Genomic DNA, 21,456 nt, shown 5'->3' on the forward strand with positions numbered 1-21,456 from the left:
AACATACTATACGAGGAGGATTTTGATGAAAAAAATTTTTATTGATGCAGGACATGGAGGAGCAGATTCGGGTGCTATTGGTAATGGGCTTAAAGAAAAAGATGTTTGCTTGACGATTGCTCTAAAGATGAGGGATTATTTGAACCGGGAGTATGCGGAACAAATTATTAAACTTTCCCGCACAAAAGATGAATATTTGACCTTAAAGCAGCGCACAAATATGGCAAATCACTGGGGGGCGAATTGCTTTGTGTCGATTCATCTTAATGCAGGGGGAGGGGCAGGATTTGAATCGTATATTTATAATGGGAAATTTGCAGATAAGCGTAGCACCAATCGATTTCGGAACCACGTGCATGATGAAATAATCGTAGGTACAAAATGGCAGGACAGGGGGAAGAAAGAGGCAAACTTCCATGTGTTAAGAGAATCATCGATGACAGCTATTTTGACAGAAAATGGATTCATTGATCACGAGCCTGATGCAAATAAATTAAAAAGCGATGGCTTTTTGAATACACTTGCCTTCGCTCATACAAAAGGACTAGCGTTAGCCCTCGGATTAAAGCAGTGCACTAGTAAAAAAATGCATGTAATACAAAAAGGAGAGACATTTTGGAACTTAGCGATCAAATATCAATCAACTGTAAAAAAATTAAGGCAATTAAATCCTGACGTAATTCCAGAAAGATTGCAGATTGGGACACGAATCAGAGTGAAATAATGGAAAAGTCTTACCATTTGGTAAGCTTTTCTATTTACAGTGTATACAGAGTAATGTATTATGTATACATAAGAAATTATAGGAGTTGCATTGTAAGATGAGTGAATTAAATTTTGGAAAGCCTATTAAAAAAGAAACAGTCTATGAGATTGCGTACAGGGAACTTAAATCAGCAATTTTATCGAACAAGCTAAATCAGAATCAATTTTATACCGAGGAGGATTTTGCGAATGAATTAGGTATTTCAAGAACTCCGGTAAGGGAAGCCATTCAAGGCTTGGTTTATGACCGATTGCTTATTGCAGTTCCAAGAAAAGGAGTGAAAGTAAGAGGGTTTACGAATTCAGAAATTAATCAAATATTTTTACTTAGAAAAGCGATTGAAAAAGAAGTACTAACGGAGTTTTTGAAAACGGTAACAAATGAACAAATAAACAGGTTGGAAGAAATTATTTCTCAGCAAGATAAGGCTATTATTCATGAAAACAGAGAATTATTTATTCAATTAGATCAAGAATTTCATAATTGTATCATTCATTATACCAATTACAATTTAGTTGAGGAAATTTATAGCAAGCTGCATGATCTAACGGTTTTAATTGGATATCAGGCAATACGAAAAGAAGGCAGAATGAATGAAGTGATTACAGAGCATAAGGATATTGTGCAGGCGATTGTAGAAAAAAACAAGGAGCAAGCTAGTGCTAAGTTACTTCTCCACTTAGATAACACAATGGACTCTTACAAGATTATGGATAATAAATGAAAACGAAACGGGAGGTTTTATCATGAAATATGCAGTTTATCAAATGGATATTATTGCTGGTAACCCCAAGAAGAATAGAGAGAAGGTAAACAACTGGGCAAAGGAGACAATGGCAAACGAAAAGCTGGATGTGCTTGTTCTTCCAGAAATGTGGACGACAGCCTTTACGCTTCCGGAATTAGATGAGTTCGCAGATGTTAATGGTGAACCTACGACATCCTTTCTTCAAGAACTTGCAAAAAAACATCACGTTCATATTATCGGTGGTTCCATCGCAAACAAAAAAGACGGAAAATTTTATAATACAAGTGTAGTAGTTGACCGTAAAGGATCGATCGTATATACGTATGACAAAATTCACTTAGTACCCATGCTCCATGAGCATAAATACCTCACGGGTGGTACAGAAAAGGTAAGAACATTTGAACTAGAAGGAGTAAAAATGGGAGTCATCATTTGTTATGATTTGAGATTTCCAGAACTGGCTAGAAAATTAGCACTAGAAGGTGTACAGGTATTGCACATTGTCGCTGAATGGCCTGCCCCGAGAAAAGACCATTGGAGACATCTCCAACTAGCCCGGGCAATTGAAAATCAAATGTTCGTTGTATCTTGTAATCGTGTTGGTTCTTATGATGGAGAGGATTTTGCAGGAACGTCGATGATCATTGATCCTTGGGGAACGCCATTAGAAATTGGCAGTGACTCAAAGGAAGAGACGCTTTCTACAACGCTGTCCTTGGATATCGTTCCTAAAATTAGAAAAGATGTACCTATTTTTTCAAGCAGAGTTCCAGAACTATATTAATCATACAAGGGGGAAATGATAATGAAAAATACACTAAAACTAAATGTACAAGGAAAAAATAAAACAATCGATGTAGATGTTCATCATGTATTTAACGCTGGATATGCAGGAAGTGATCAAGAAAAGGTGCAGGAACATATTGATGAATTAGCAAAATTGGGTGTACCTACACCGACAACAACACCTATCTTATTTCCGGTTTCCGATTATGTTGTATCCACAACGAAGCATATACAAGTGCAGCATGAGGAAACAAGCGGGGAGATTGAATATGTATTAATTTGGCATAACAATGAATTATACGTCACCGTCGGCAGTGACCACACAGACCGCAAATTAGAAACATTCAGTGTGCCGATGTCAAAACAGGCATATCCGAATGTGATTGCAGAAGATGTATGGAAATATGAAGACGTTAAAAATCACTGGGATCAACTAGAGTTTATTTGTTGGGTTACTTCTGGAAATGAGAAAAAAATCTATCAACAAGGCACCTGTGCAGATTTATTAAATCCGGAGCAATGGGAAGAAAACTTTTCTAAATTAAATGTGGAAGAAGATGGAAATTTATTCTTCTCTGCAACGATTAATACGGAAGATAATACATTGGCATTCGCTGATAAATATGAATTTGAATTAAGAGACCCAGTGCTTCATCGATCCATTAAACATCAGTATGAAGTGAATGTGCTTCCTGAATCTATTGAGTAATCAAAATAGAATAGGATGTGTTTCTGGTATGTTGGTATTTGGGCTTGGTCCGAGAAAGTATCAGGTAAAGCGAGATTGGGGACGTCTTCCTAGTCACCTTTCTATTAAAAGTATCTCCGCAATTGAAGTGGATCAGCATGACAACGTTTTTGTACTACAGCGGAGTCGTCCTTTTCTACTTCTATTTACTAGCGAAGGAGAGTTGATTGATGCTTGGGACAATGATTATATAGCTGATGGACATTATTTATACGTTACTCCCGAAGATAGAGTCATTGTGGTAGATCGGGATTTTCACCGACTGATTGTCTTTAATAAAGAAGGGGAAGTAATTGATGTTATTGGCGAAAGGCATATCCCGGGTTTGCCCGGGGAACCTTTTAATCATCCAACTGATATGGTGATGACAAGAAATGGACATTATTACGTAACAGATGGATATGGGAATAGCTGTGTCCATCATTTTGACCCTAGTTGGAAGCGGTTGAATACTTGGGGTGAAAGAGGCTCAGAAAATGGTGCTTTTTCAACACCACATGCAATTGCAACGGATTCCTATGGTCGTTTGTTAGTGACAGATCGAGAAAACAATCGAATTCAATTTTTTAATCAAGATGGAAATTATTTAAAAGAAATTGGGAATGTTTATCACCCGATGGATATTTGGATTGACAAAGAGGGGCTTATTTATGTGACAGATCAAACACCCAGTATAAATATGTTCAGTCCTGAAGGTGAATGGATTGGTAGATGCCGGACATTTGGCATATATGGCCATGGGATTACGGTCGATAGCAAAGGGGATATTTATATTGCAGAAATGTTTCCAGATGGAATTACAAAATTAGTTTTGAATCATTTAGGATAAATATATTTCAAGTATTTTGAATTTGCAAAATTTAATATCTGCAAAGGGGGAAGTAAGATGAATTCAAATCATTTGCAACCTGATAAACCTATTATAACAAAAGGGCATAAACGATTAATATGGGGCGCCATTTTCTTGATGGCAACTTCCTCAATAGGGCCCGCCTTTTTAACACAAACAACTGTTTTTACGGAAGAGTTTGCAGCTAATTTCGCTTTTGCTATCTTAGCCTCTGTTATTATTGATATTGGTGCTCAACTGAATATTTGGCGCATTCTTGTTGTTTCGGGAAAACGAGGTCAGGATGTAGCAAATCTGGTTTTACCGGGTCTAGGTTCAGTTATTGCTATATTAATCGTAATAGGCGGTCTTGCATTTAACATTGGTAACGTTGCTGGTGGGGGACTTGGACTTAATGTATTATTTGGTGTTTCGACCACAACAGGTGCCATCATCACTGGGATCCTTGCAGTAATCATATTTCTTTTAAAAGATGCTGGAAAAGCCATGGATATTGTCGCTTTAACTTTGGGCTCCATTATGCTAATCATGGTTGGATATGTTATGCTTACAACCAATCCTCCAGTAGCTGAAGCAATGGTGAAAAGTGTCTTTCCGGATGATTATAAATCACTTGTTTTACCTGTTATTACGTTAGTTGGCGGAACCGTTGGAGGTTATATCACGTTTGCAGGAGGACACAGACTACTTGACGCTGGTGTAAATGGTAAAGAGAATTTACCTGTCGTAAATAGGGCAGCTAATTACGGAATTTTAACAACGGGTGTCATGCGTATTTTCCTTTTCCTTGCCGTACTAGGGGTTGTAGCAGCTGGATATAAGCTTGATGCCAGCAATCCACCAGCATCTGTGTTTCAAATTGCTCTTGGGGACGTTGGATATAAGATATTTGGTTTAGTACTTTGGTCCGCAGCATTAACTTCTGTTGTAGGATCTGCTTATACAAGTGTTTCCTTCTTGCGCTCATTCCATCAAAACTTCGAAAAATATAACAAATATATTATCATCGGATTTATCCTTTTTTCTACAATAGTCTTTGCGGTTGTTGGGAAACCAGTTACAATCTTAGTAATTGTCGGTTCATTAAACGGATTAATTTTACCATTAACATTAGGATCTATTTTGATTGCATCACGCAAAAAGGAAATTGTTGGGGACTATCATCACCCTACATGGATGATTGTATTCGGTATTATTGCAGTAATTATCACATTAATCGCTGGTTGGTTTTCTTTAGAAGGCATTGCAGAGCTTTGGACGGGGTGAAAAAAGAAGCTGTTCGTAATTATTACGGACAGTTTTTCTTTTATTTTTCCGTCAATCAATTTTCCAGTATTTCCTTTTTTGCCGGAATGATGTAAACTGTTTACAAGTCAGATAGATAAGTTATTAACAGGGGGTGGGATGATGAGTGGTATTGTTAAGCCTGAATCACTTCATCTTCAAGCATATCATATTATAAAAAAATCCATTATGGATGGTGAATTCAAGCCGTCTGAACGTGTGGTGGAATCAAAGATCGCTACGAAGCTGGGCATTAGCAGAGGACCAGTCAGAGAAGCAATCCGTATGCTTATTCAAGATGGACTGCTTAATTATAATGATGGATTTGTTCGTGTTTATCAGCCGCATGTACAGGATGTTATTGATTTATTTGAGTGCCGTGAAAGTTTGGAAACACTTGCAATTCAACTAGCGATTAAAAATATTTCAGAGGCGGAAAAAGAGCAATTAGCCGTTAATTTAAAAGAAACGAAAGAAGTACCAGATCATGGGGTAGAGCTTGGGCAATTAGACCAGCAATTCCATACGATTATCATTGGGGCTTCAAAAAATAGACAGTTAATTGAATTGATGGATACCATTAAGACGAAAATTCATTATATGCGTAAAAGTATGGTAGGCGGAGATTTTTATCCGGAATTTATTGAGGAGCACGAACATCTTTATGAATTAATACGTGAGAAAAAAGAGGAAAAAGCTGTAAAGTTCATGCATGCTCATATTAAAAGAGCTTTAGATGGTGTACTCATGCATATTGGTTAATACTTTATTAAAATATCATAGAAAACAAAGAATCTTAATCCAGTTTGAAAGGGTTAAGATTTTCATTTTTAAAAATAATTTGCAAGCTTTTAGTTAACTGTTGACAAAAAATACAGAAAATTATATTATTTCATTAAATGGAGTTTTCGTTTAAAAAAGTTAAAAGAAAGAAGTGTATTCGTTGGCCAGTGTAGGAAATGAAGTTCAAAATCAAATTTATGAGGGAATGTTTTCCCAAGAACAGAAACGTTTGCCAGTTTCGTTTGAAGACTGGGAAAAAGCCGCAAATAATTTATTAGCAAAGCACTCTTTTGATTATGTAGCAGGCGGGGCTGGATCAGAAGAAACCGTACATAATAATCGAGATGCATTTAAACGCTGGCAGATTGTACCACGTATGCTCAATGATGTAGGTAGCCGTGATTTAAGGGTTCATTTATTAGGTCATACATTTCCTCATCCATTTATGTTAGCACCAATTGGTCTGCAGTCGATCATCCATCCGGACGGAGAGGTAGCGGTTGCAAAAGCAGCTGCTAAAATGGGAGTTCCTATGATCGTAAGTACGGTGTCATCAAAGCCGATGGAAGAAATTTCTGCGGCTGCTGATGGAAGCCCGAAATGGTATCAGCTTTATTGGAATGAAGACCCCGAGATAACGGCCAGCTTTCTAAAACGCGCAGAAAGAGCAGGTTATACGGCAATTGTCATTACATTAGATGCTCCTGTCACACCATGGAAAGAACGTGATCTCACAAATAGTTATCTTCCTTTTATGTTAGGGGAAGGCATAGGAAACTATCTTACTGACCCTGTTTTTTGCAAGAAACTTGGATGTGATCCGGAATCTGACATGAAGACCACAATCGATTACTGGGGCCAAATCTTTGGAAACCCAAAAGTAACGTGGGATAATCTGTCATTTATTCGTGAACATACGAATTTGCCTATTTTGTTAAAAGGAATTCTTCATCCCAATGATGCAAAGTTAGCATTAGAATACGGTGTTGATGGCATTATTGTCTCTAATCATGGTGGAAGACAAGTAGATGGTTCGGTTGCGGCCCTTGACGCATTGCCAGAGATCGTAGCGGCAGTACAAAATAAAGTACCTATTTTAATGGATAGCGGAATAAGAAGAGGTGCTGATGTCTTAAAGGCACTCGCCCTGGGAGCAACTTCTGTACTCATTGGCAGACCATATATTTATGGGTTAGCAGTTGCTGGAGAAGAAGGAGTAGAGCAAGTTCTACGCCAGCTGGCAGCTGATATCGATTTGACGTTAGCGCTGTGCGGGAAAAACTCTCTATCATCCATCGATCGCTCATTATTAAGAAGGAAGTAGCTTTTTCCAGTTGCTCTATAATTACCTGGTTGTTTCTATCTATCCGTTCTGGGGTGAAACGATTGAAAAGCAAAGAAATAAATCGACACTTTCAACAGTTAAAAAAGCAGCGGGAAATTTTTTATAATGACTGCAGTTTGGATTTTAAACATGCATGGAGGAGGCCTTTACCGGATAAATGGTTCATCGGCGAAACGCTGTATCACTTAGTCTTATTAGTAAGACTGTTCAGAAGGTTTTCTGTTTTATATATACCGGTTATGCTACCAATTGCCCATTTACGGAAGAAAAAACCTTATCAATCTGAAATACATAACATATACAAAGAATATAAGGAAAAGAAAAAGAGGTCAATGTCCGCACCATCTCTACTTGTACCACCTAAAGATTTGAAAAAGGATTATCGCTTCAAAGACGTTCAGGAATTGCTTGAGGAAGAAACGAAAAAGCTGATGGATGTGATCGAAAGTATGGAGGAAAATGTTGCCGGACATATACGTTATCCCGACCCAATTGCCTATTACCCCAATCTGATCCAAAGTATCCATTTGCTAGCTATTCATGAGCAACACCATTTTGATCTTGTTAAAAAATATGAATTGCTTCAACTGCAATAAATATTCCTTTCAGCACTGTAACGGATCATAGTAACGATGCATGCTGATCCGTTGCAATGTCGTTGAAGACTACAAAGTGCATGAAAATGAAAGCGTTTTCTAATTTGTCGTTTCTATTCTGTTAAAGTTTTTTAAATCCTTCGTTTTTTTCAATTATTATTTACTATTTGCAGTTGACAGTTAACAGTCAACAGAATATACTTAAAAATGAAACGTTTACAAAGCAAAGATTTTATCGATTTTAGATCGACTATTTTATGTAAGATGATGAAAGCGAATACATGGGAATAAAAGTAAAAAACTGGAGGTAGTGTGTGATGAAACAACTAGCAAAAAAGAACGAACAGGATATATTTCAAAAAATAGCAGGGCATGAACAGGTCGTTTTTTGTAATGACCCAATCACTGGTTTGCAAGCTATTATTGCGATTCATGATACAACCCTCGGTCCAGGTCTTGGTGGAACGCGGATGTACCCTTATGAAAATGTAGATGACGCACTTGAGGATGCACTTCGTTTATCTGAAGGAATGACATACAAATGTGCAGCAGCTGATATTGATTTTGGCGGTGCAAAGGCTGTAATTATTGGAGATCCGGATAAAGATAAAACCCCTGCGATGTTTCGTAAGTTTGCACAATACGTCGATTCATTGAATGGTAGATTCTATACAGGAACAGATATGGGAACAACCATGGATGATTTTGTTCAAGCACTAAAAGAAACGAATTTCATTAATGGAATTCCTGAAGCATATGGCGGAAGCGGTGATTCATCCATACCAACATCTCAAGGTGTTGTATATGCCATCCAAGCAACAAATAAGCACGTCTTTGGTGATGACAGTCTTGGAGGAAAAACGTATGCGATTCAAGGTTTAGGAAAAGTAGGTTATAAAGTAGCAGAGCATTTACTTCAAGCTGGAGCAGATTTATTTGTAACGGATATTCATGAACATGTACTTGAATCGATCCAAGATAAGGCAAAAGAATTAGGCGGTTCTGTAACCGTTGTAGGAAGTGACGAAATTTACAGTGTGGATGCAGATGTCTTTGTACCTTGTGCAATGGGCGCGGTTCTCAACGATGAAACCATTCCTCAATTAACAGTAAAAGCTGTTGTAGGCTCAGCAAATAATCAGCTTAAAGCCAAAACGCATGCACAAGTACTTGCAGATAAAGGTATTTTATATGCACCGGATTACATTGTAAATGCAGGTGGTTTAATTCAAGTTGCTGATGAGCTATATGAACCAAATAAAGAACGTGTATTACTTAAGACCAAAGCAATCTATGACTCTCTTCTAGAAATCTATGAACAAGCGAAACTAGCAGATATTACAACAGAAGAAGCAGCAAATAGAAAATGTCAGCAAACCATCGATGAACAACGAAACAGAAACAATTTTTTCGCTCGTGATCGCAGACCAAAATGGAATATTCGTGGGTAAAAGCCAAAAATAATTCGTGAAGGGTGAATGAAATGAAGGAAAAGTATCCAATGATGGAGATTATTGATAAGGCCGGTAAATTCGTCTCAAAGGAATATGAAAAGGAAATAACGAAGGAACAAGCACAAAAATTTTATTATCATATGCTACGAATTCGTACCTTTGATCGGAAAGGGAAAGCTCTGCAGCGTCAGGGAAGAATTGGAACCTACGTGCCTTTTGAAGGACAGGAGGCATCACAAGTAGGAAGTGCATTAGTTCTTGAAGAGAAAGACTGGATGTTTCCAACATACCGTGATCACGGGGCTACATTAACATTTGGAGCTGAAATGGATCGTGTATTGCTTTATTGGAACGGACGTGTGGAAGGCTCCGTCCCATCGAAAGAAAAAAATATTTATCCTGCTTCTGTTCCAATTGCGACACAGCTCCCACATGCTACAGGTGCTGCAATGGCAGAAACGTATAAAGGAACAAATAATGTAGCGATTGCTTATTTTGGTGACGGTGCGACTTCAGAAGGGGATTTTCATGAAGGTATTAATATAGCGAGTGTCTTTCAGGCACCAGTTGTATTTTTTAACCAAAATAATGGATTTGCCATTTCTGTTCCAATTGAAAAACAAATGAATTCTGAAACGATTGCCCAAAAATCAGAGGCATATGGCATACCGGGAGTACGTGTAGATGGTATGGATGTTTTCGCTGTGCATTTCGCAGTAAAAGAAGCTTTTGAAAGAGCGCGGAACGGAGAAGGTCCAACTTTAATTGAAGCGGTAACATGGCGTTTCGGTGCTCATACAACTGCTGATGATCCTACAAAATACCGCGATCAGGAAGAAACAGAGAAGAAACGGGAAGAATTGGATCCAATTTTACGATTAGAACGTTTTATGAAAAATCATGATATGTGGGATGAAGACTGGGCTGAAAAAATAGAAAAGGAAATTGAAGCAGAGTTAGATGACGCAATTGTAGAAATGGAAAAATTCCAGAAACCTGATCCTGCTGATATGTTTGACTATGTTTTCGAGGAGCCAACTTGGACGATTCAAGAGCAAAAGGAAATCTTAAAGGGGGCGACAAAATAATGGCAAAGATGTTAGAGAAGCAGGCGAATGAATCAATGGAAACAACTAAATCAATGACACTGATTCAAGGGGTTACTGATGGCTTAGGAACGATGCTTGATGATGATGAAAACATCCTAGTGCTTGGTGAAGATGTTGGTGTAAATGGAGGCGTTTTCCGAGCTACAGATGGCTTGCAGGAAAAGTTTGGCGAAAGAAGAGTGGTCGATACACCACTAAGTGAAGCGGGGTTTGTGGGTGCAGCTGTCGGAATGGCGCTTAATGGATTGAAGCCGGTTGTAGAAATTCAGTTCCTTGGTTTCATTTATCCAGCGTATGAACAAATTGCAACACATGTTACACGTGCACGTTCACGTACAATGGGCCATTATCATTTACCAATGGTTATTCGTGCTCCGTATGGTGCAGGGGTAAGATCACCAGAAATTCATTCAGATAGTATTGAAGCTTTATTTACCCATTTACCAGGAATCAAAGTTGTTTGTCCATCAAACGCCTATGACGCAAAAGGATTGCTTGTCGCTTCGATTGAAGATCCTGATCCTGTATTATTCTTAGAGCCAATGCGTCTTTATCGCGGTGAGCGTGTTGAGGTACCTACTGAAAAGTATTCCATTGAGTTAGGAAAAGGGGAGCGGATTATCGAAGGTGAGGATGTAACTGTTCTTGCATGGGGAGCAATGGTTCCGATCGCTAAAAAAGCAGCCGAGCAAATGAAGGAAAAAAATATCTCCTGTGATGTTATTGATCTTCGTACATTGTATCCATTAGATAAAGATATCATTGCAGAATCCGTCCAAAAAACAGGTCGCGTTGTCATCGTTCATGAAGCACAATCAACTGGCGGGGTAGGAAGTGAGATCACATCCGTTATTAATGACAAAGCCTTTTTATACTTAAAATCTCCAATTGAACGTGTAACAGGGTTTGACGTGCCAGTTCCACTGTTTGCTTTGGAAAATGATTATTTGCCAACACCTCAGCGAGTGCAGGATGCGATCCAAAAAGTAATTGATTTTTAGGAGGAGAACAAGCAATGGAAGTAAAATTTCATGACATTGGAGAAGGAATGAATGAAGGAGAAATTTTAACGTTTTTTGTTAAAGTTGGCGATGAGGTAACTGTTGACCAACCGCTTGTGGAGATGCAAACAGATAAAATGGTCGCAGAAATCCCATCTCCAACTGCGGGCACCGTCAAGGCGATTCACTTTAATACAGGGGAAGTCGTGACTGTCGGGACACCTATCATGGAAATTGATAATGGCGAGGAAAACAGTCCTCCGGAAAAAGCAGAAGAACCCAAAAAACAGGAAAAACAATCTGCTCCACAACCAGTCGAAGAGAAAACCTCAACTAAGAAAAAGCATAACCGTGTCCTAGCAGCCCCATATACACGAAAAATCGCACGTGATAAAGGGGTAGATATAGAAGAGATTCAAGGTACAGGTCCTGCCGGCCGTGTGACAGAAGAAGATGTGTATCAGTTTGTAAACGGTTCAGCGGGTAAAGCGGGAGTTCAGGAAGCTGCTGCGGCGAGTGTCCCCGCTGCAAATCAAAAAGAACAAGCAAGCGATACAATTCCTTTTAAAGGAATCAGGAAACAAATTGCAAAAAATATGAGCTATTCCTTGCAGACTATCCCACATGTCACGCATTTTGAGGAAGCAGATTTAACAAACTTGCTTGAACTGCGAAAAGAATTGAAAGAATCTGGGGATAACATTTCCGTTGTAGCATTTTTCTTAAAAGCGCTAGCTATCTCACTAAAAGAGCATCCAATCTTTAATGCAAGACTTGATGAAGAAAATGAAGTCATTCATTTACTTAAACAATATAATTTTGGTCTTGCTACAGATACGGAAGCAGGATTGTTGGTACCAGTCCTTCCAAATGTGGATCAAAAATCACTACGTGAAATTCATACAGAAATGAAAGATCTAACGAAAAAAGCGCAAGAAGGAAAATTAAGTGCTCAAGAAATGGCAAATGGCACCTTTACGATTAGTAATGTTGGGCCACTTGGCGGAATGGGAGCTACACCAATTATTAATCATCCGCAAACGAGTATTTTGGCATTTCATAAAACGAAAAAAGTGCCTGTTGTCATGGATGATGATGAGATTGCAATCCGCTCCATGATGAATATGTCGCTTTCTTTTGATCATCGTGTTGCTGATGGCGCAGCATCTGTAAGGTTTACAAATCGGTTTGTAGAATTACTGGAAGAGCCGAAAAAGTTACTATTGGAGTTGGTTTAAATGGTTGTAGGAGAAATTGCAGAAAGCCGAGATTTAGTCATTATTGGCGGCGGTCCTGGCGGCTATAATGCCGCCATCCGGGCTGCACAACTTGGACTTGATGTAACCATCATTGAGAAAGGAAAAATGGGAGGCGTTTGTTTAAATGAAGGATGTATTCCTTCAAAAGTCTTTGCACACGCAGCAAAGGAATATGCCTCTGTTCCAAATCTATCCATACTTGGCATCAATATAGGAGAGCCAACTTTTGATTTTCATGCACTAATGAAATATAAAGACAGAACAGTTACACAACTCAGAAAAGGCGTAGAGGCTTTATGTGCAGCCAATAAAATTGAAATCATTGAAGGACAAGCTACTTTCACAGCAGAGAATAAGATTGGCGTTGAGAATGGTCATCAATTTGACGTGTATGAATTTAACCATGCGATTATTGCTACAGGAAGTGCAACTATAAAACCTGACTTTTTGCCTAAGCAAAGTGACCGTGTTTTATTTTCTGATGTAATTTACAATCTAGATGAAATGCCACAAGATTTAATCGTATATGGCAGTAATTATATTTCACTGGAAGTTGCATTTAGCTATCATAATCTCGGTGCTAATGTAACAATGATTTTAGATGAAACAGATGATTTTTCATTTGATACGTCTATTAACAGAGAATTAAAGCGTATTTTGAAGAAACAAAAAATTAAAGTGCATCGCGGATTTAAAGTGGAGGAAGTGCATGCTTCTGAAGATGACGTTGAAGTCCAACTTGCTAAAGATGGAAAAGAAGAAACTTTAAAAGGTACGCATATCTATGTAGCTACGCAGCACAAGGCAGACATAGCCGAATTAGGACTGGAACGCTTTGGTCTTAAAATGACGGAAGACGGTCTCGTTGAAACAGATGCACAAATGCGGACATCGTTGGACAAGCTTTTTGCCGTAGGAGATATCACAGAAGGAACACCTTCTGCAGTGAAAGCGATTAAAGAAGGAAAAGTAGCTGCTGAGACCATTGCTGGACTAAACAGTGAAGTTGATCTAACTTTCCTTCCATCAATTGTTCATAGTATTCCAAAGATCGCGTCAGTAGGATTAACCGAAGAAGAAGCTGCTGAAGCAGGGTACAAAGTGAAAACGAGCCAATTTGCAAATAGTGGCAATAGCTACGCAATGATTACAAATGAAAAGAGTGGAATAACGAAAATAATTAAAGATGAAGAAACAGATTTACTTCTGGGATTCCATGCAATTGGAGCGGGAGCTGTTGAATTAATCAGCACGGCTGTAACTGCTCTTGAAATGGTAGGACGAGACGAAGATTTAAATTTCCCATTATACCCGCATCCTAGTTTTAATGAGACGATACTCGAAGCCGTGGAAGGTCTGGAAGAAAAAGCGATTCATATGCCACCACCTAAGAAGACTGCGAAAGTATAAAAGTAATGAAGGAGACTTTTTATGTTCCGAATTAAACCTGTACAAGTACCATCTTTATCTGAGGCAGTATTGATAACAGTCGCAATTCTATTCATCATGGGTTCCAGCATCATCATTTATGATGCACCTCCGCATATCCCTTTAGCTATTTCACTTTTACTTCTGGTTGTATATGGACTGATAAAGAAAGTGCCATATAAAGATTTAGAAGAAGGAGTAACGGAAGGTGCCAAGGCCGGCATGGCTGCAGTATTTCTCTTCTTCTTTATTGGAATTTTAATTGCCTCCTGGATGCTGGGAGGCACGATTCCAACCCTTATTTACGCTGGCTTTGAACTAGTGACACCAAGCTTCTACTTTGCGATTGTTTTTGTCATAACAGCAATTGTAGGTATGAGTGTTGGGAGTTCTTTGACAACAGTAGGAACAGTTGGCGTTGCTTTTATCGGAATATCAAGCGCAATCGATGCTTCACTTGCAATTACAGCAGGTGCGATCGTATCAGGTGCGTTCTTTGGTGATAAAACTTCACCACTATCCGATACGACAAATATGGCTTCATCCATATTAAAAGTGGACTTATTTGAACACATCAAAAACATGACATGGACAACAGTCCCAGCATTTGTGATAACCTTTATTTTATTCGCTATATTATCACCTAAACTTACAGATACAAATTTCGGAAAAATGGAACAATTTCAGCAAGGATTACTGGATACAGACCTTGTCCACTGGTATAATGGTGTCATTCCAATCGTTGTTTTGTTAATTTTCTCAATAATGAAAGCGCCTGCATTACTGGCGCTCGCTGCCGGATCCCTTAGTGCCATTGCAATTTCCTATATTAATGGAGCCACACCGGTTGGGGACCTGTTTGGTGTTTTATTCGGCGGATTTGTTTCTGAAACAGGCGTCTCAGAAATAGACGAATTATTGACCCGGGGCGGCATAGAGGATATGTTATTTACCATCGGTCTTGTCTTACTTGCTCTAAGTATGGGCGGATTGCTATTTACCTTAGGAATCGTGCCAAGATTGCTTGCTTCCATTGAAAATATGCTAAAGAAAGTAAGATCTGTGATTTTAACATCGGCACTCACTGCAATCGGTATTAATGTTCTTGTTGGGGAACAATATTTATCAATCCTATTAACCGGCGAATCTTTTCAATCCCAATATAAAAAGGTCGGTCTGACAAATAAAAATTTAGCAAGGGTTTCCGAAGATGCAGGAACTGTCGTTAATCCACTTGTCCCGTGGAGTGTTACAGGGGTCTTTATCACAACCGTTCTAGGGGTTCCGACCTTACAATATTTCCCTTTTGCAATCTTTTGTTTGCTATGCCCCTTATTAACTATATTTTATGGGTTTACCGGGAAAACATTGACCTATATAGACAAAGAAAAGGAAGGAGCAGAACGAAATATCCACGCAGAAAACATGGCAAAAAGAAAAATGATTTAATAAAGGCGAGGCATGCACAAATGTATGTCTCGTTTTCCATGGTTATGCGCTTGAAATTTATGCCACCGTTGAAATTGTCCATTTGTTCCCGTGCATCGGTTGATATATGTTCTTTTCCGGTTGCTATCCCCGCACACCGGTTGATACATGTTCTTTTCCGGTTGCTATCCCCGCGCACCGGTTGATATATGTTCTTTTCTGGTCGATATCCCCGCGCACCGGTTGATATATGTTCTTTTCCGGTTGATATCCCCGCACACCGGTTGATATATGTTCTTTTCCGGTTGCTATCCCCGCACACCGGTTGATACATGTTCTTTTCCGGTTGATATCCTCGCGCAGCGGTTGATATATGTTCTTCCAGTCGGTTCCACCTCTCTGGTTCAATTTTCATCATCTACAATCGATGTATTCAGTCCTTCATCTCCATAAATGACAAAAATTAGTCATAATAAAATTCGAACAAAGTATGTGCACATGTTATAATAGTCCTAAGTATGGTATCCTATCAATATATGGGGTATTTTAAAATGAACTGCACGAGGTGAACAAAGTGAGTAAAACTTCTACCGATATGATTGGAAAAGTTACTGATTCAAATCAACAACATACAACTTCTATCATCTCCGATATAAAATCACTTGTAAAAGGCATTGTGTTAATATCGAATGTTCTGCCGGTACTAACCGGATTGGCATTAGCGCTCTATTTTACCAATGCTTCTCTTGCGGAGAATTGGAATGTGATTCTACTGACATTAATTGGGAGTACCCTTGTTATGGCTGGAGCATTAATGCTTAATAATTGGTATGAAGTTGATCTCGACAAGGAGATGCAGCGGACAGAGAAGCGACCAACTGTTACAGGAAGCATTCCTCTTAAGATGGTTTTAACAATGGGAATCAGCACAACGATTCTTGGATTCATTCTTCTTTTATTTACAACATTTGAAGCGACGGTATATGCATTTATAGGTTGGTTTACTTATGTTGTATTGTATACGTTCTGGTCAAAACGAAAATATACACTCAATACAATCATTGGTAGTGTTTCCGGAGCAGTAACCCCTTTAATAGGGTGGGCTGCAATTGAATCAGCATATCATGTTGTTCCAATTGTACTAGCTTTGATCTTGTTTATCTGGCAAATTCCACATACGTTTGCCATCGCCATAAGAAGATGTGATGAATATAAAGCGGCTGGGGTACCGATGCTTCCAGTCGTATGTGGTGTCGAAGTGACAAAACGTCAAGCGCTTATCTATATAGCCTGCTTGCTTCCATTACCATTGTTTTTAACTTCGCTTGGCACAGCATTCGTCGTTCTTGCTTCGTTGCTGAATGTAGGTTGGCTGGCGCTTGGAATTAGTGGGCTTTTCACAAAAGATAACTTGAAATGGGCGAACAGGAACTTTTTCTATTCATTAAATTATGTGATCATCCTTTTTGGTATGATGATTGTATTTACCGGATTTTAATCTTAACATATAAACAAAAAAGCTATCTCCAAGGGCAGAGGATTTGTTTTATTGCCCGAAGAGGTAGCCTTTTTAGTTTAGCGAGCTTCTGTTGAGACCATCGTTGATTCCTTATGCTGGCTTGCTTTTTTGCCGTGCAAGAAGTAGTAGACACAGCCTCCTACTAAAGTAAGTCCCGCCATTGATATATATAACCCTTTAAAACCGATGACTGGTATTAAAAATCCAAGAAAGAAAGGTCCGATGCCAAGTCCTGTATCAAGGAAAATATAATACGTTGATGTTGCTAATCCAATGCGATGTTTTGGAGATTCTTTAACCGCAATTGCTTGTGCACTGGACAGGAATGTGCCATATCCAAGGCCAACGAAAATACCCGCTAATAAAATCAAATAACCTTGAATATCAGCAAAGCTTAAAATGAGAAAAGCCATTGCGAATAATAGAAAGGCGGGATACATCACAAAATTCTCCCCTTTTGTGTCAAACCAGCGTCCGACAAAAGGTCTTGAAACTAATGTCGCCACGGCGTAAAAAATAAAAAAGAAGCTGGCGATATCTACTACATCGATTGCGATCGCGTAGGAATTGATAAAAGATAAGATACTTGCATATCCAAGCCCCATAAAACCAGCGATAATGGCAATCGGAATCGTTCTTGGTTCAAGAAAACTACTTCGTTTAAATCCTTTTAAATCCTCCAATTGCTCTTTCGTAATTTCAGATTTAGGGACTGTTAAGAAAAAGGAACAAATAAAACTAAAGCCAAGCAGAATGATACATAGAATAAAGTTGATACTAAAATCCGCGTGCTGGTGGATAAACATACCAAGAAAAGGTCCTACAGCTGCAGCGAGTGTAATACTTAAGGCATAATAACCTATGCCCTCTCCATGCCTTTGTTTTGGAATGATAGATGCAACAATGGTTCCAGTGGCAGTGGATGCGATGCCTAAAGCTGCGCCATTCAAAAGGCGGATAAGATAAAGGAACATCAAACTATCGATCGTAAAATAAAGGAAGTTCGTTAATAATGTAAAAATAAAACCGATATAAAGAATCTTTTTTTGCCCAACGGTATCGACTAACCCTCCGGCAAATATCCTAGCAATCAAAATGCCGATGATAAAAATACTGGAAGCTAGACCTGCCTCACTGGGCGTGGCTTGGAATTGATCTACTGCAAAAACGGATATAGTGGCCATTAATAAATAAAATGTAAAGTATAGAAAAAAATTGGCAGTTGATACAATGAGGAAATCTTTTGTCCACAATTTTGTGCTAGTCATCTATTTTTCCCCCTTTCTTGAAGCAAATTATCACGGATTTGAGGAATAAAATGAAAAGCAGCAAGTAGCTCTTCTTCAGGAATATCCTTTAAAACTTGATTTTCTAATCTCGTAATCCTCTCCCTGCAAGACTGATATACTACCTCTCCCTTTGATGTTAATTGGATGATTTTCTCCCGTCTATTTTTGCCAGGAATTTGTTCCATCAGCTCTTTCTTTTCTAGACGATGGACACTTCTTGTGATCGAAGGTTTCTCGATATGATAATAATTTGAAATGGTTACAAGTGTTGAAGGACCTTTCTTTTTGACGTAAAAAATAATCTGCCACAAGGAATAAGACAGGTCGTATTCCTTCAGCAGGTCATTTAACTTTGATGTGAGCGGCCGGTATAATAATAAATAACGCTGGAAAAAGCCTTGCATGTTATTCGCTCCTATCGTAACCTTAGATAATAGTTAACAAAGGTAACGATACATAAATTTTATGGAGCTGTCAATGTTTCATGGTAAAAATTCTTATTTCGCTTCCTAAATATGATACACTCTAAACGAGCATTTCCCTTGTATTACATAAACAGGAACGAAATATAGGAGCTATGCATACATGGAAAACTTTGAATCGAACAGGAATAAAAGACAGTTGACATGTCCAAACGTTTCCTTTCAATTTAGTTTAAAATTAAAAATGATCTTGCTTTTCAGCTTGCTGATCATCGGTATTTTTATCATTTTCGGATTATTTTTGCGTTCCTTTATTTCGGCTACTATGGAAGACCAAATCGGAAAAAGGGCGTTAGGTGTAGCGAAAAGCGTAGCAAATACACCTGAAATAAGAGAAGCCTTTGAACTTGAAAATCCAGCAAGGGTGATCCAGCAAATTGTTCAGCCTATCCAGGAAGCAACAGATGCGGAGTTTATCGTTGTTGGAAATGAAGAGGGTATTCGCTATTCCCATCCGGATCCTGATCGTTTAGGAGAAAAAATGGTAGGGGGCGATAATGACAGGGCACTAAATAAGGGTGAATCCTATATTTCCAAAAGCACAGGGTCGCTTGGACGATCCATTCGCGGCAAAGTGCCTATATACGATAACCATAACAATGTCATCGGCTTAGTTTCCGTTGGATTTTTAAACAATGATGTCCAAAGTATTATTCAAAATCAAAGCAAATCTTTGTGGTTTACGTTATTGGGGATTGTGCTTCTCGGAATTGTTGGGGCCATTTTCATTTCCCATTACATAAAAAGGCTTTTGTCTAATATGGAACCGGAGGAAATTAATCATTTATTATTGCAAAAAGAAGCGATTTTGCAGTCGACACATGAAGGGATTATAGCAGTGGATCACAATGGACTAATTACAATGATGAATACTGCTGCACAAAAGACGTTATTTGATAAACAAATACAAAATGCTGCCTATATGGGCAAACCAGTTAAGGATTTATTGCCGCATTCTAACATATATGACGTACTGACATACGGGGAAAGGCATTATGACAAAGAAATGATTCTTGGCAATGATGTCGTTCTCGTCAATCGAACGCCGATCTATCACGAACGAGCGATCACTGGGGCGGTGTCCACTTTTCGCAGTAAAACAGAAGTGGAGCATGTCACAAAAGAATTGCTGCAAATTAAGCAATATGCAAATGCACAGCGTGCGCAAACCCATGAATTTTCAAATAAGCTTTACATTATTTTAGGATTGTTGCAGCTTAATCAAATTCAAGAGGCCATTGATTTTATCAAAAAAGAAAATAATATCCAGCAGGAATGGTCGCGCTTTTTGCTTGAAAATGTGTCTGATCCAACGATACATGGTTTACTGCAAGGGAAATTCAATCAGGCAAATGAACTCGGCATTACCATGTTCATTCAGCCAGCTAGCCAACTGACCTACCCACTTACAGGCAGTAAAAAAGATGCTTTATTGACAGGCCTTGGCAATTTACTGGAAAATGCCATTGAGGCTGTGAACGTTCAAAATCGTTCTCAACGAGAAATTTCTATTTTCTTTACGGATATTGGTGAGGATATTGTCATCGAAATTGATGATTCTGGTCCGGGAATGAAAGGTGAGGGAAATATTTTTGAGCAAGGCTATTCTACGAAAATTGGTTTACATCGCGGTACCGGACTCGCCTTAACAAGACTTCAGCTACGAAAAGTTGGCGGCGAAATCATGCTGGAAGACGGGGAGTTAGGTGGAGCCTGTTTTGTTATCATCATACCGAAGGAGGCTGAAAATGAAAATGAGTGAAAAATTCCAAGTCCTTATCATTGAAGATGATTTTAGAATCGCTGATATTCATCATCAATTTGTTGAAAAAATGGGAGATTTTATTGTACTGGAAAAAGTGAAAACCGGGAATGAAGCGTTAACCTATCTTCAAAATACGGAATCGATGCCAGATCTCATTTTATTGGATATTTATATTCCGGACGTTGAAGGTCTGGATTTATTATGGGAGCTCCGGACAACATTTCATCATATTGATATCATGATTGTAACCGCTGCAAATGACGTTGAAAAAGTAGAAGAATCGCTTCGGGCAGGTGTTTTTGATTATATTATCAAACCTGTGGATGTAGCACGTTTTGAGGAGACATTAAAACGATACAAACAACAGCGTCAATGGATTGCATCCAAAGAAGTGATGGAACAGAGAGATATTGATTTTATCAGGAGAGGAGATGCTCTTGCTCCTTCCACTGACAATAGCAATCATAATTTGCCAAAAGGTATTGATCCACTTACATTAAATGAAATTACAAGTTTACTAAAAAATAATGAAGTGCAGGGAGTAACTGCTGTGGAGCTAAGTAAATTAATCGGTACAAGTCGATCAACTGCAAGACGTTATTTAGAATATTTGGTATCCGTTGAAAAAATCCGTACAACTCTGAAATACGGAAGTGTCGGCAGACCAGAGAGGAAATACGTATTAAAATAAATAACTTGTTCTCCTATCCGTGAAACTTATGAACAAAATGAAGAATAAAGAGGTTAAGCCGTTTATGTTTAGAAGGTTCCCCATGCAATGTATTCATGATATTTTTTAATTAATCTAAAAGTAAC

The 21,456-nt window shown here is 38.6% G+C and carries 21 protein-coding genes; 18 read left to right on the forward strand and 3 right to left on the reverse strand.

All coding sequences use genetic code 11. From position 1 onward, the window contains the following. Positions 1-25 precede the first annotated feature (25 nt). From GZ63_RS0109070 to nhaC, 15 genes are all read left to right on the forward strand, one after another. Positions 26-724 (forward strand): N-acetylmuramoyl-L-alanine amidase, encoded by a 699-nt coding sequence (locus tag GZ63_RS0109070; protein ID WP_029268798.1) that lies wholly within the window; start codon positions 26-28, stop codon positions 722-724. Between the two features lie 97 nt (positions 725-821). Next, positions 822-1,490: a GntR family transcriptional regulator gene (locus tag GZ63_RS0109075; protein ID WP_029268800.1), complete on the forward strand. Its 669-nt coding sequence runs from the start codon at positions 822-824 to the stop codon at positions 1,488-1,490. A gap of 22 nt (positions 1,491-1,512) precedes the next feature. Beyond that, the gene (locus GZ63_RS0109080) at positions 1,513-2,298 is read left to right on the forward strand and encodes a carbon-nitrogen family hydrolase (RefSeq protein WP_029268802.1); all 786 of its coding nucleotides are present in this window, start codon (positions 1,513-1,515) and stop codon (positions 2,296-2,298) included. 21 nt (positions 2,299-2,319) lie between these two features. Then, positions 2,320-3,009, forward strand: coding sequence for a DUF2848 family protein (locus tag GZ63_RS0109085; protein WP_226374363.1), 690 nt, complete (start codon positions 2,320-2,322; stop codon positions 3,007-3,009). A 28-nt stretch (positions 3,010-3,037) separates the two neighbouring features. Further along, positions 3,038-3,877 (forward strand): NHL repeat-containing protein, encoded by an 840-nt coding sequence (locus GZ63_RS0109090; RefSeq protein WP_051681440.1) that lies wholly within the window; start codon positions 3,038-3,040, stop codon positions 3,875-3,877. Positions 3,878-3,934: 57 nt separating this feature from the next. Then, on the forward strand, positions 3,935-5,164 hold the full coding sequence (locus GZ63_RS0109095; RefSeq protein ID WP_029268808.1) for an NRAMP family divalent metal transporter: 1,230 nt from the start codon (positions 3,935-3,937) through the stop codon (positions 5,162-5,164). A gap of 141 nt (positions 5,165-5,305) precedes the next feature. After that, the gene (locus GZ63_RS0109100; protein WP_029268810.1) at positions 5,306-5,944 is read left to right on the forward strand and encodes a GntR family transcriptional regulator; all 639 of its coding nucleotides are present in this window, start codon (positions 5,306-5,308) and stop codon (positions 5,942-5,944) included. A 181-nt stretch (positions 5,945-6,125) separates the two neighbouring features. Further along, complete coding sequence (locus tag GZ63_RS0109105) at positions 6,126-7,289, forward strand: lactate 2-monooxygenase (protein ID WP_029268812.1); 1,164 nt, start codon at positions 6,126-6,128, stop codon at positions 7,287-7,289. 62 nt (positions 7,290-7,351) lie between these two features. Continuing rightward, the gene (locus tag GZ63_RS0109110) at positions 7,352-7,906 is read left to right on the forward strand and encodes a DinB family protein (protein WP_029268814.1); all 555 of its coding nucleotides are present in this window, start codon (positions 7,352-7,354) and stop codon (positions 7,904-7,906) included. A 317-nt stretch (positions 7,907-8,223) separates the two neighbouring features. Then, entirely contained in the window at positions 8,224-9,357 is a 1,134-nt protein-coding gene (locus GZ63_RS0109115; RefSeq protein WP_029268816.1) for a Leu/Phe/Val dehydrogenase, read from the forward strand. A gap of 32 nt (positions 9,358-9,389) precedes the next feature. Then, positions 9,390-10,448, forward strand: a complete 1,059-nt coding sequence (pdhA, locus tag GZ63_RS0109120; RefSeq protein ID WP_029268817.1) for a pyruvate dehydrogenase (acetyl-transferring) E1 component subunit alpha — start codon at positions 9,390-9,392, stop codon at positions 10,446-10,448. After that, positions 10,448-11,470, forward strand: a complete 1,023-nt coding sequence (locus tag GZ63_RS0109125; protein ID WP_318842369.1) for an alpha-ketoacid dehydrogenase subunit beta — start codon at positions 10,448-10,450, stop codon at positions 11,468-11,470. The genes pdhA and GZ63_RS0109125 overlap by 1 nt, the downstream gene beginning before the upstream one ends. Before the next feature lie 14 nt (positions 11,471-11,484). Further along, a complete protein-coding gene (locus tag GZ63_RS0109130; RefSeq protein ID WP_029268821.1) occupies positions 11,485-12,708 on the forward strand; it encodes a dihydrolipoamide acetyltransferase family protein in 1,224 nt (407 codons plus the stop codon). After that, complete coding sequence (gene lpdA / locus GZ63_RS0109135; protein WP_029268823.1) at positions 12,709-14,139, forward strand: dihydrolipoyl dehydrogenase; 1,431 nt, start codon at positions 12,709-12,711, stop codon at positions 14,137-14,139. It abuts the gene before it with no gap. Positions 14,140-14,160: 21 nt separating this feature from the next. Further along, complete coding sequence (gene nhaC / locus GZ63_RS0109140; RefSeq protein ID WP_051681441.1) at positions 14,161-15,606, forward strand: Na+/H+ antiporter NhaC; 1,446 nt, start codon at positions 14,161-14,163, stop codon at positions 15,604-15,606. Between the two features lie 123 nt (positions 15,607-15,729). On the opposite strand, the gene GZ63_RS0109145 is transcribed toward nhaC, so the two are convergent. After that, complete coding sequence (locus GZ63_RS0109145) at positions 15,730-15,993, reverse strand: hypothetical protein (protein ID WP_029268827.1); 264 nt, start codon at positions 15,991-15,993, stop codon at positions 15,730-15,732. 157 nt (positions 15,994-16,150) lie between these two features. Here GZ63_RS0109145 and cyoE point away from each other — a divergent pair, with 157 nt between their 5' ends. Further along, positions 16,151-17,083, forward strand: a complete 933-nt coding sequence (gene cyoE / locus GZ63_RS0109150; protein WP_029268829.1) for a heme o synthase — start codon at positions 16,151-16,153, stop codon at positions 17,081-17,083. 77 nt (positions 17,084-17,160) lie between these two features. Here cyoE and GZ63_RS0109155 read toward each other — a convergent pair whose 3' ends face one another. Together GZ63_RS0109155 and GZ63_RS0109160 are read right to left on the reverse strand one after the other, a co-directional pair. Beyond that, on the reverse strand, positions 17,161-18,372 hold the full coding sequence (locus tag GZ63_RS0109155; RefSeq protein WP_029268831.1) for an MFS transporter: 1,212 nt from the start codon (positions 18,370-18,372) through the stop codon (positions 17,161-17,163). Continuing rightward, complete coding sequence (locus GZ63_RS0109160) at positions 18,369-18,797, reverse strand: MarR family winged helix-turn-helix transcriptional regulator (RefSeq protein ID WP_029268833.1); 429 nt, start codon at positions 18,795-18,797, stop codon at positions 18,369-18,371. The genes GZ63_RS0109155 and GZ63_RS0109160 overlap by 4 nt, the downstream gene beginning before the upstream one ends. Positions 18,798-18,978: 181 nt before the next feature. Between GZ63_RS0109160 and GZ63_RS0109165 the strand changes: the two genes are divergently transcribed. Together GZ63_RS0109165 and GZ63_RS0109170 are read left to right on the forward strand one after the other, a co-directional pair. Further along, positions 18,979-20,637 (forward strand): ATP-binding protein, encoded by a 1,659-nt coding sequence (locus GZ63_RS0109165; protein WP_029268834.1) that lies wholly within the window; start codon positions 18,979-18,981, stop codon positions 20,635-20,637. Further along, entirely contained in the window at positions 20,630-21,331 is a 702-nt protein-coding gene (locus GZ63_RS0109170) for a response regulator (protein WP_029268837.1), read from the forward strand. Before GZ63_RS0109165 ends, GZ63_RS0109170 begins: the two co-directional genes overlap by 8 nt. Positions 21,332-21,456 lie beyond the last annotated feature (125 nt).

It is taken from the genome of Virgibacillus alimentarius, from assembly GCF_000709085.1.
GTDB classification, from domain to species: Bacteria; Bacillota; Bacilli; order Bacillales; family Amphibacillaceae; genus Virgibacillus_B; species Virgibacillus_B alimentarius.

What these genes read in the sequence shown, in the direction of transcription:
- GZ63_RS0109085 (WP_226374363.1), top strand. Translation starts at nt 2,320, where the DNA reads ATGAAAAATACACTAAAACTAAATGTACAAGGAAAAAATAAAACAATC.
- GZ63_RS0109095 (WP_029268808.1), top strand. Translation starts at nt 3,935, where the DNA reads ATGAATTCAAATCATTTGCAACCTGATAAACCTATTATAACAAAAGGG.
- GZ63_RS0109090 (WP_051681440.1), top strand. Translation starts at nt 3,038, where the DNA reads ATGTTGGTATTTGGGCTTGGTCCGAGAAAGTATCAGGTAAAGCGAGAT.
- GZ63_RS0109125 (WP_318842369.1), top strand. Translation starts at nt 10,448, where the DNA reads ATGGCAAAGATGTTAGAGAAGCAGGCGAATGAATCAATGGAAACAACT.
- GZ63_RS0109155 (WP_029268831.1), bottom strand. Translation starts at nt 18,372, where the DNA reads ATGACTAGCACAAAATTGTGGACAAAAGATTTCCTCATTGTATCAACT.
- GZ63_RS0109080 (WP_029268802.1), top strand. Translation starts at nt 1,513, where the DNA reads ATGAAATATGCAGTTTATCAAATGGATATTATTGCTGGTAACCCCAAG.
- GZ63_RS0109070 (WP_029268798.1), top strand. Translation starts at nt 26, where the DNA reads ATGAAAAAAATTTTTATTGATGCAGGACATGGAGGAGCAGATTCGGGT.
- GZ63_RS0109100 (WP_029268810.1), top strand. Translation starts at nt 5,306, where the DNA reads ATGAGTGGTATTGTTAAGCCTGAATCACTTCATCTTCAAGCATATCAT.
- GZ63_RS0109165 (WP_029268834.1), top strand. Translation starts at nt 18,979, where the DNA reads ATGGAAAACTTTGAATCGAACAGGAATAAAAGACAGTTGACATGTCCA.
- GZ63_RS0109075 (WP_029268800.1), top strand. Translation starts at nt 822, where the DNA reads ATGAGTGAATTAAATTTTGGAAAGCCTATTAAAAAAGAAACAGTCTAT.
- pdhA (WP_029268817.1), top strand. Translation starts at nt 9,390, where the DNA reads ATGAAGGAAAAGTATCCAATGATGGAGATTATTGATAAGGCCGGTAAA.
- GZ63_RS0109160 (WP_029268833.1), bottom strand. Translation starts at nt 18,797, where the DNA reads ATGCAAGGCTTTTTCCAGCGTTATTTATTATTATACCGGCCGCTCACA.
- nhaC (WP_051681441.1), top strand. Translation starts at nt 14,161, where the DNA reads ATGTTCCGAATTAAACCTGTACAAGTACCATCTTTATCTGAGGCAGTA.
- GZ63_RS0109130 (WP_029268821.1), top strand. Translation starts at nt 11,485, where the DNA reads ATGGAAGTAAAATTTCATGACATTGGAGAAGGAATGAATGAAGGAGAA.
- lpdA (WP_029268823.1), top strand. Translation starts at nt 12,709, where the DNA reads ATGGTTGTAGGAGAAATTGCAGAAAGCCGAGATTTAGTCATTATTGGC.
- GZ63_RS0109170 (WP_029268837.1), top strand. Translation starts at nt 20,630, where the DNA reads ATGAGTGAAAAATTCCAAGTCCTTATCATTGAAGATGATTTTAGAATC.
- GZ63_RS0109115 (WP_029268816.1), top strand. Translation starts at nt 8,224, where the DNA reads ATGAAACAACTAGCAAAAAAGAACGAACAGGATATATTTCAAAAAATA.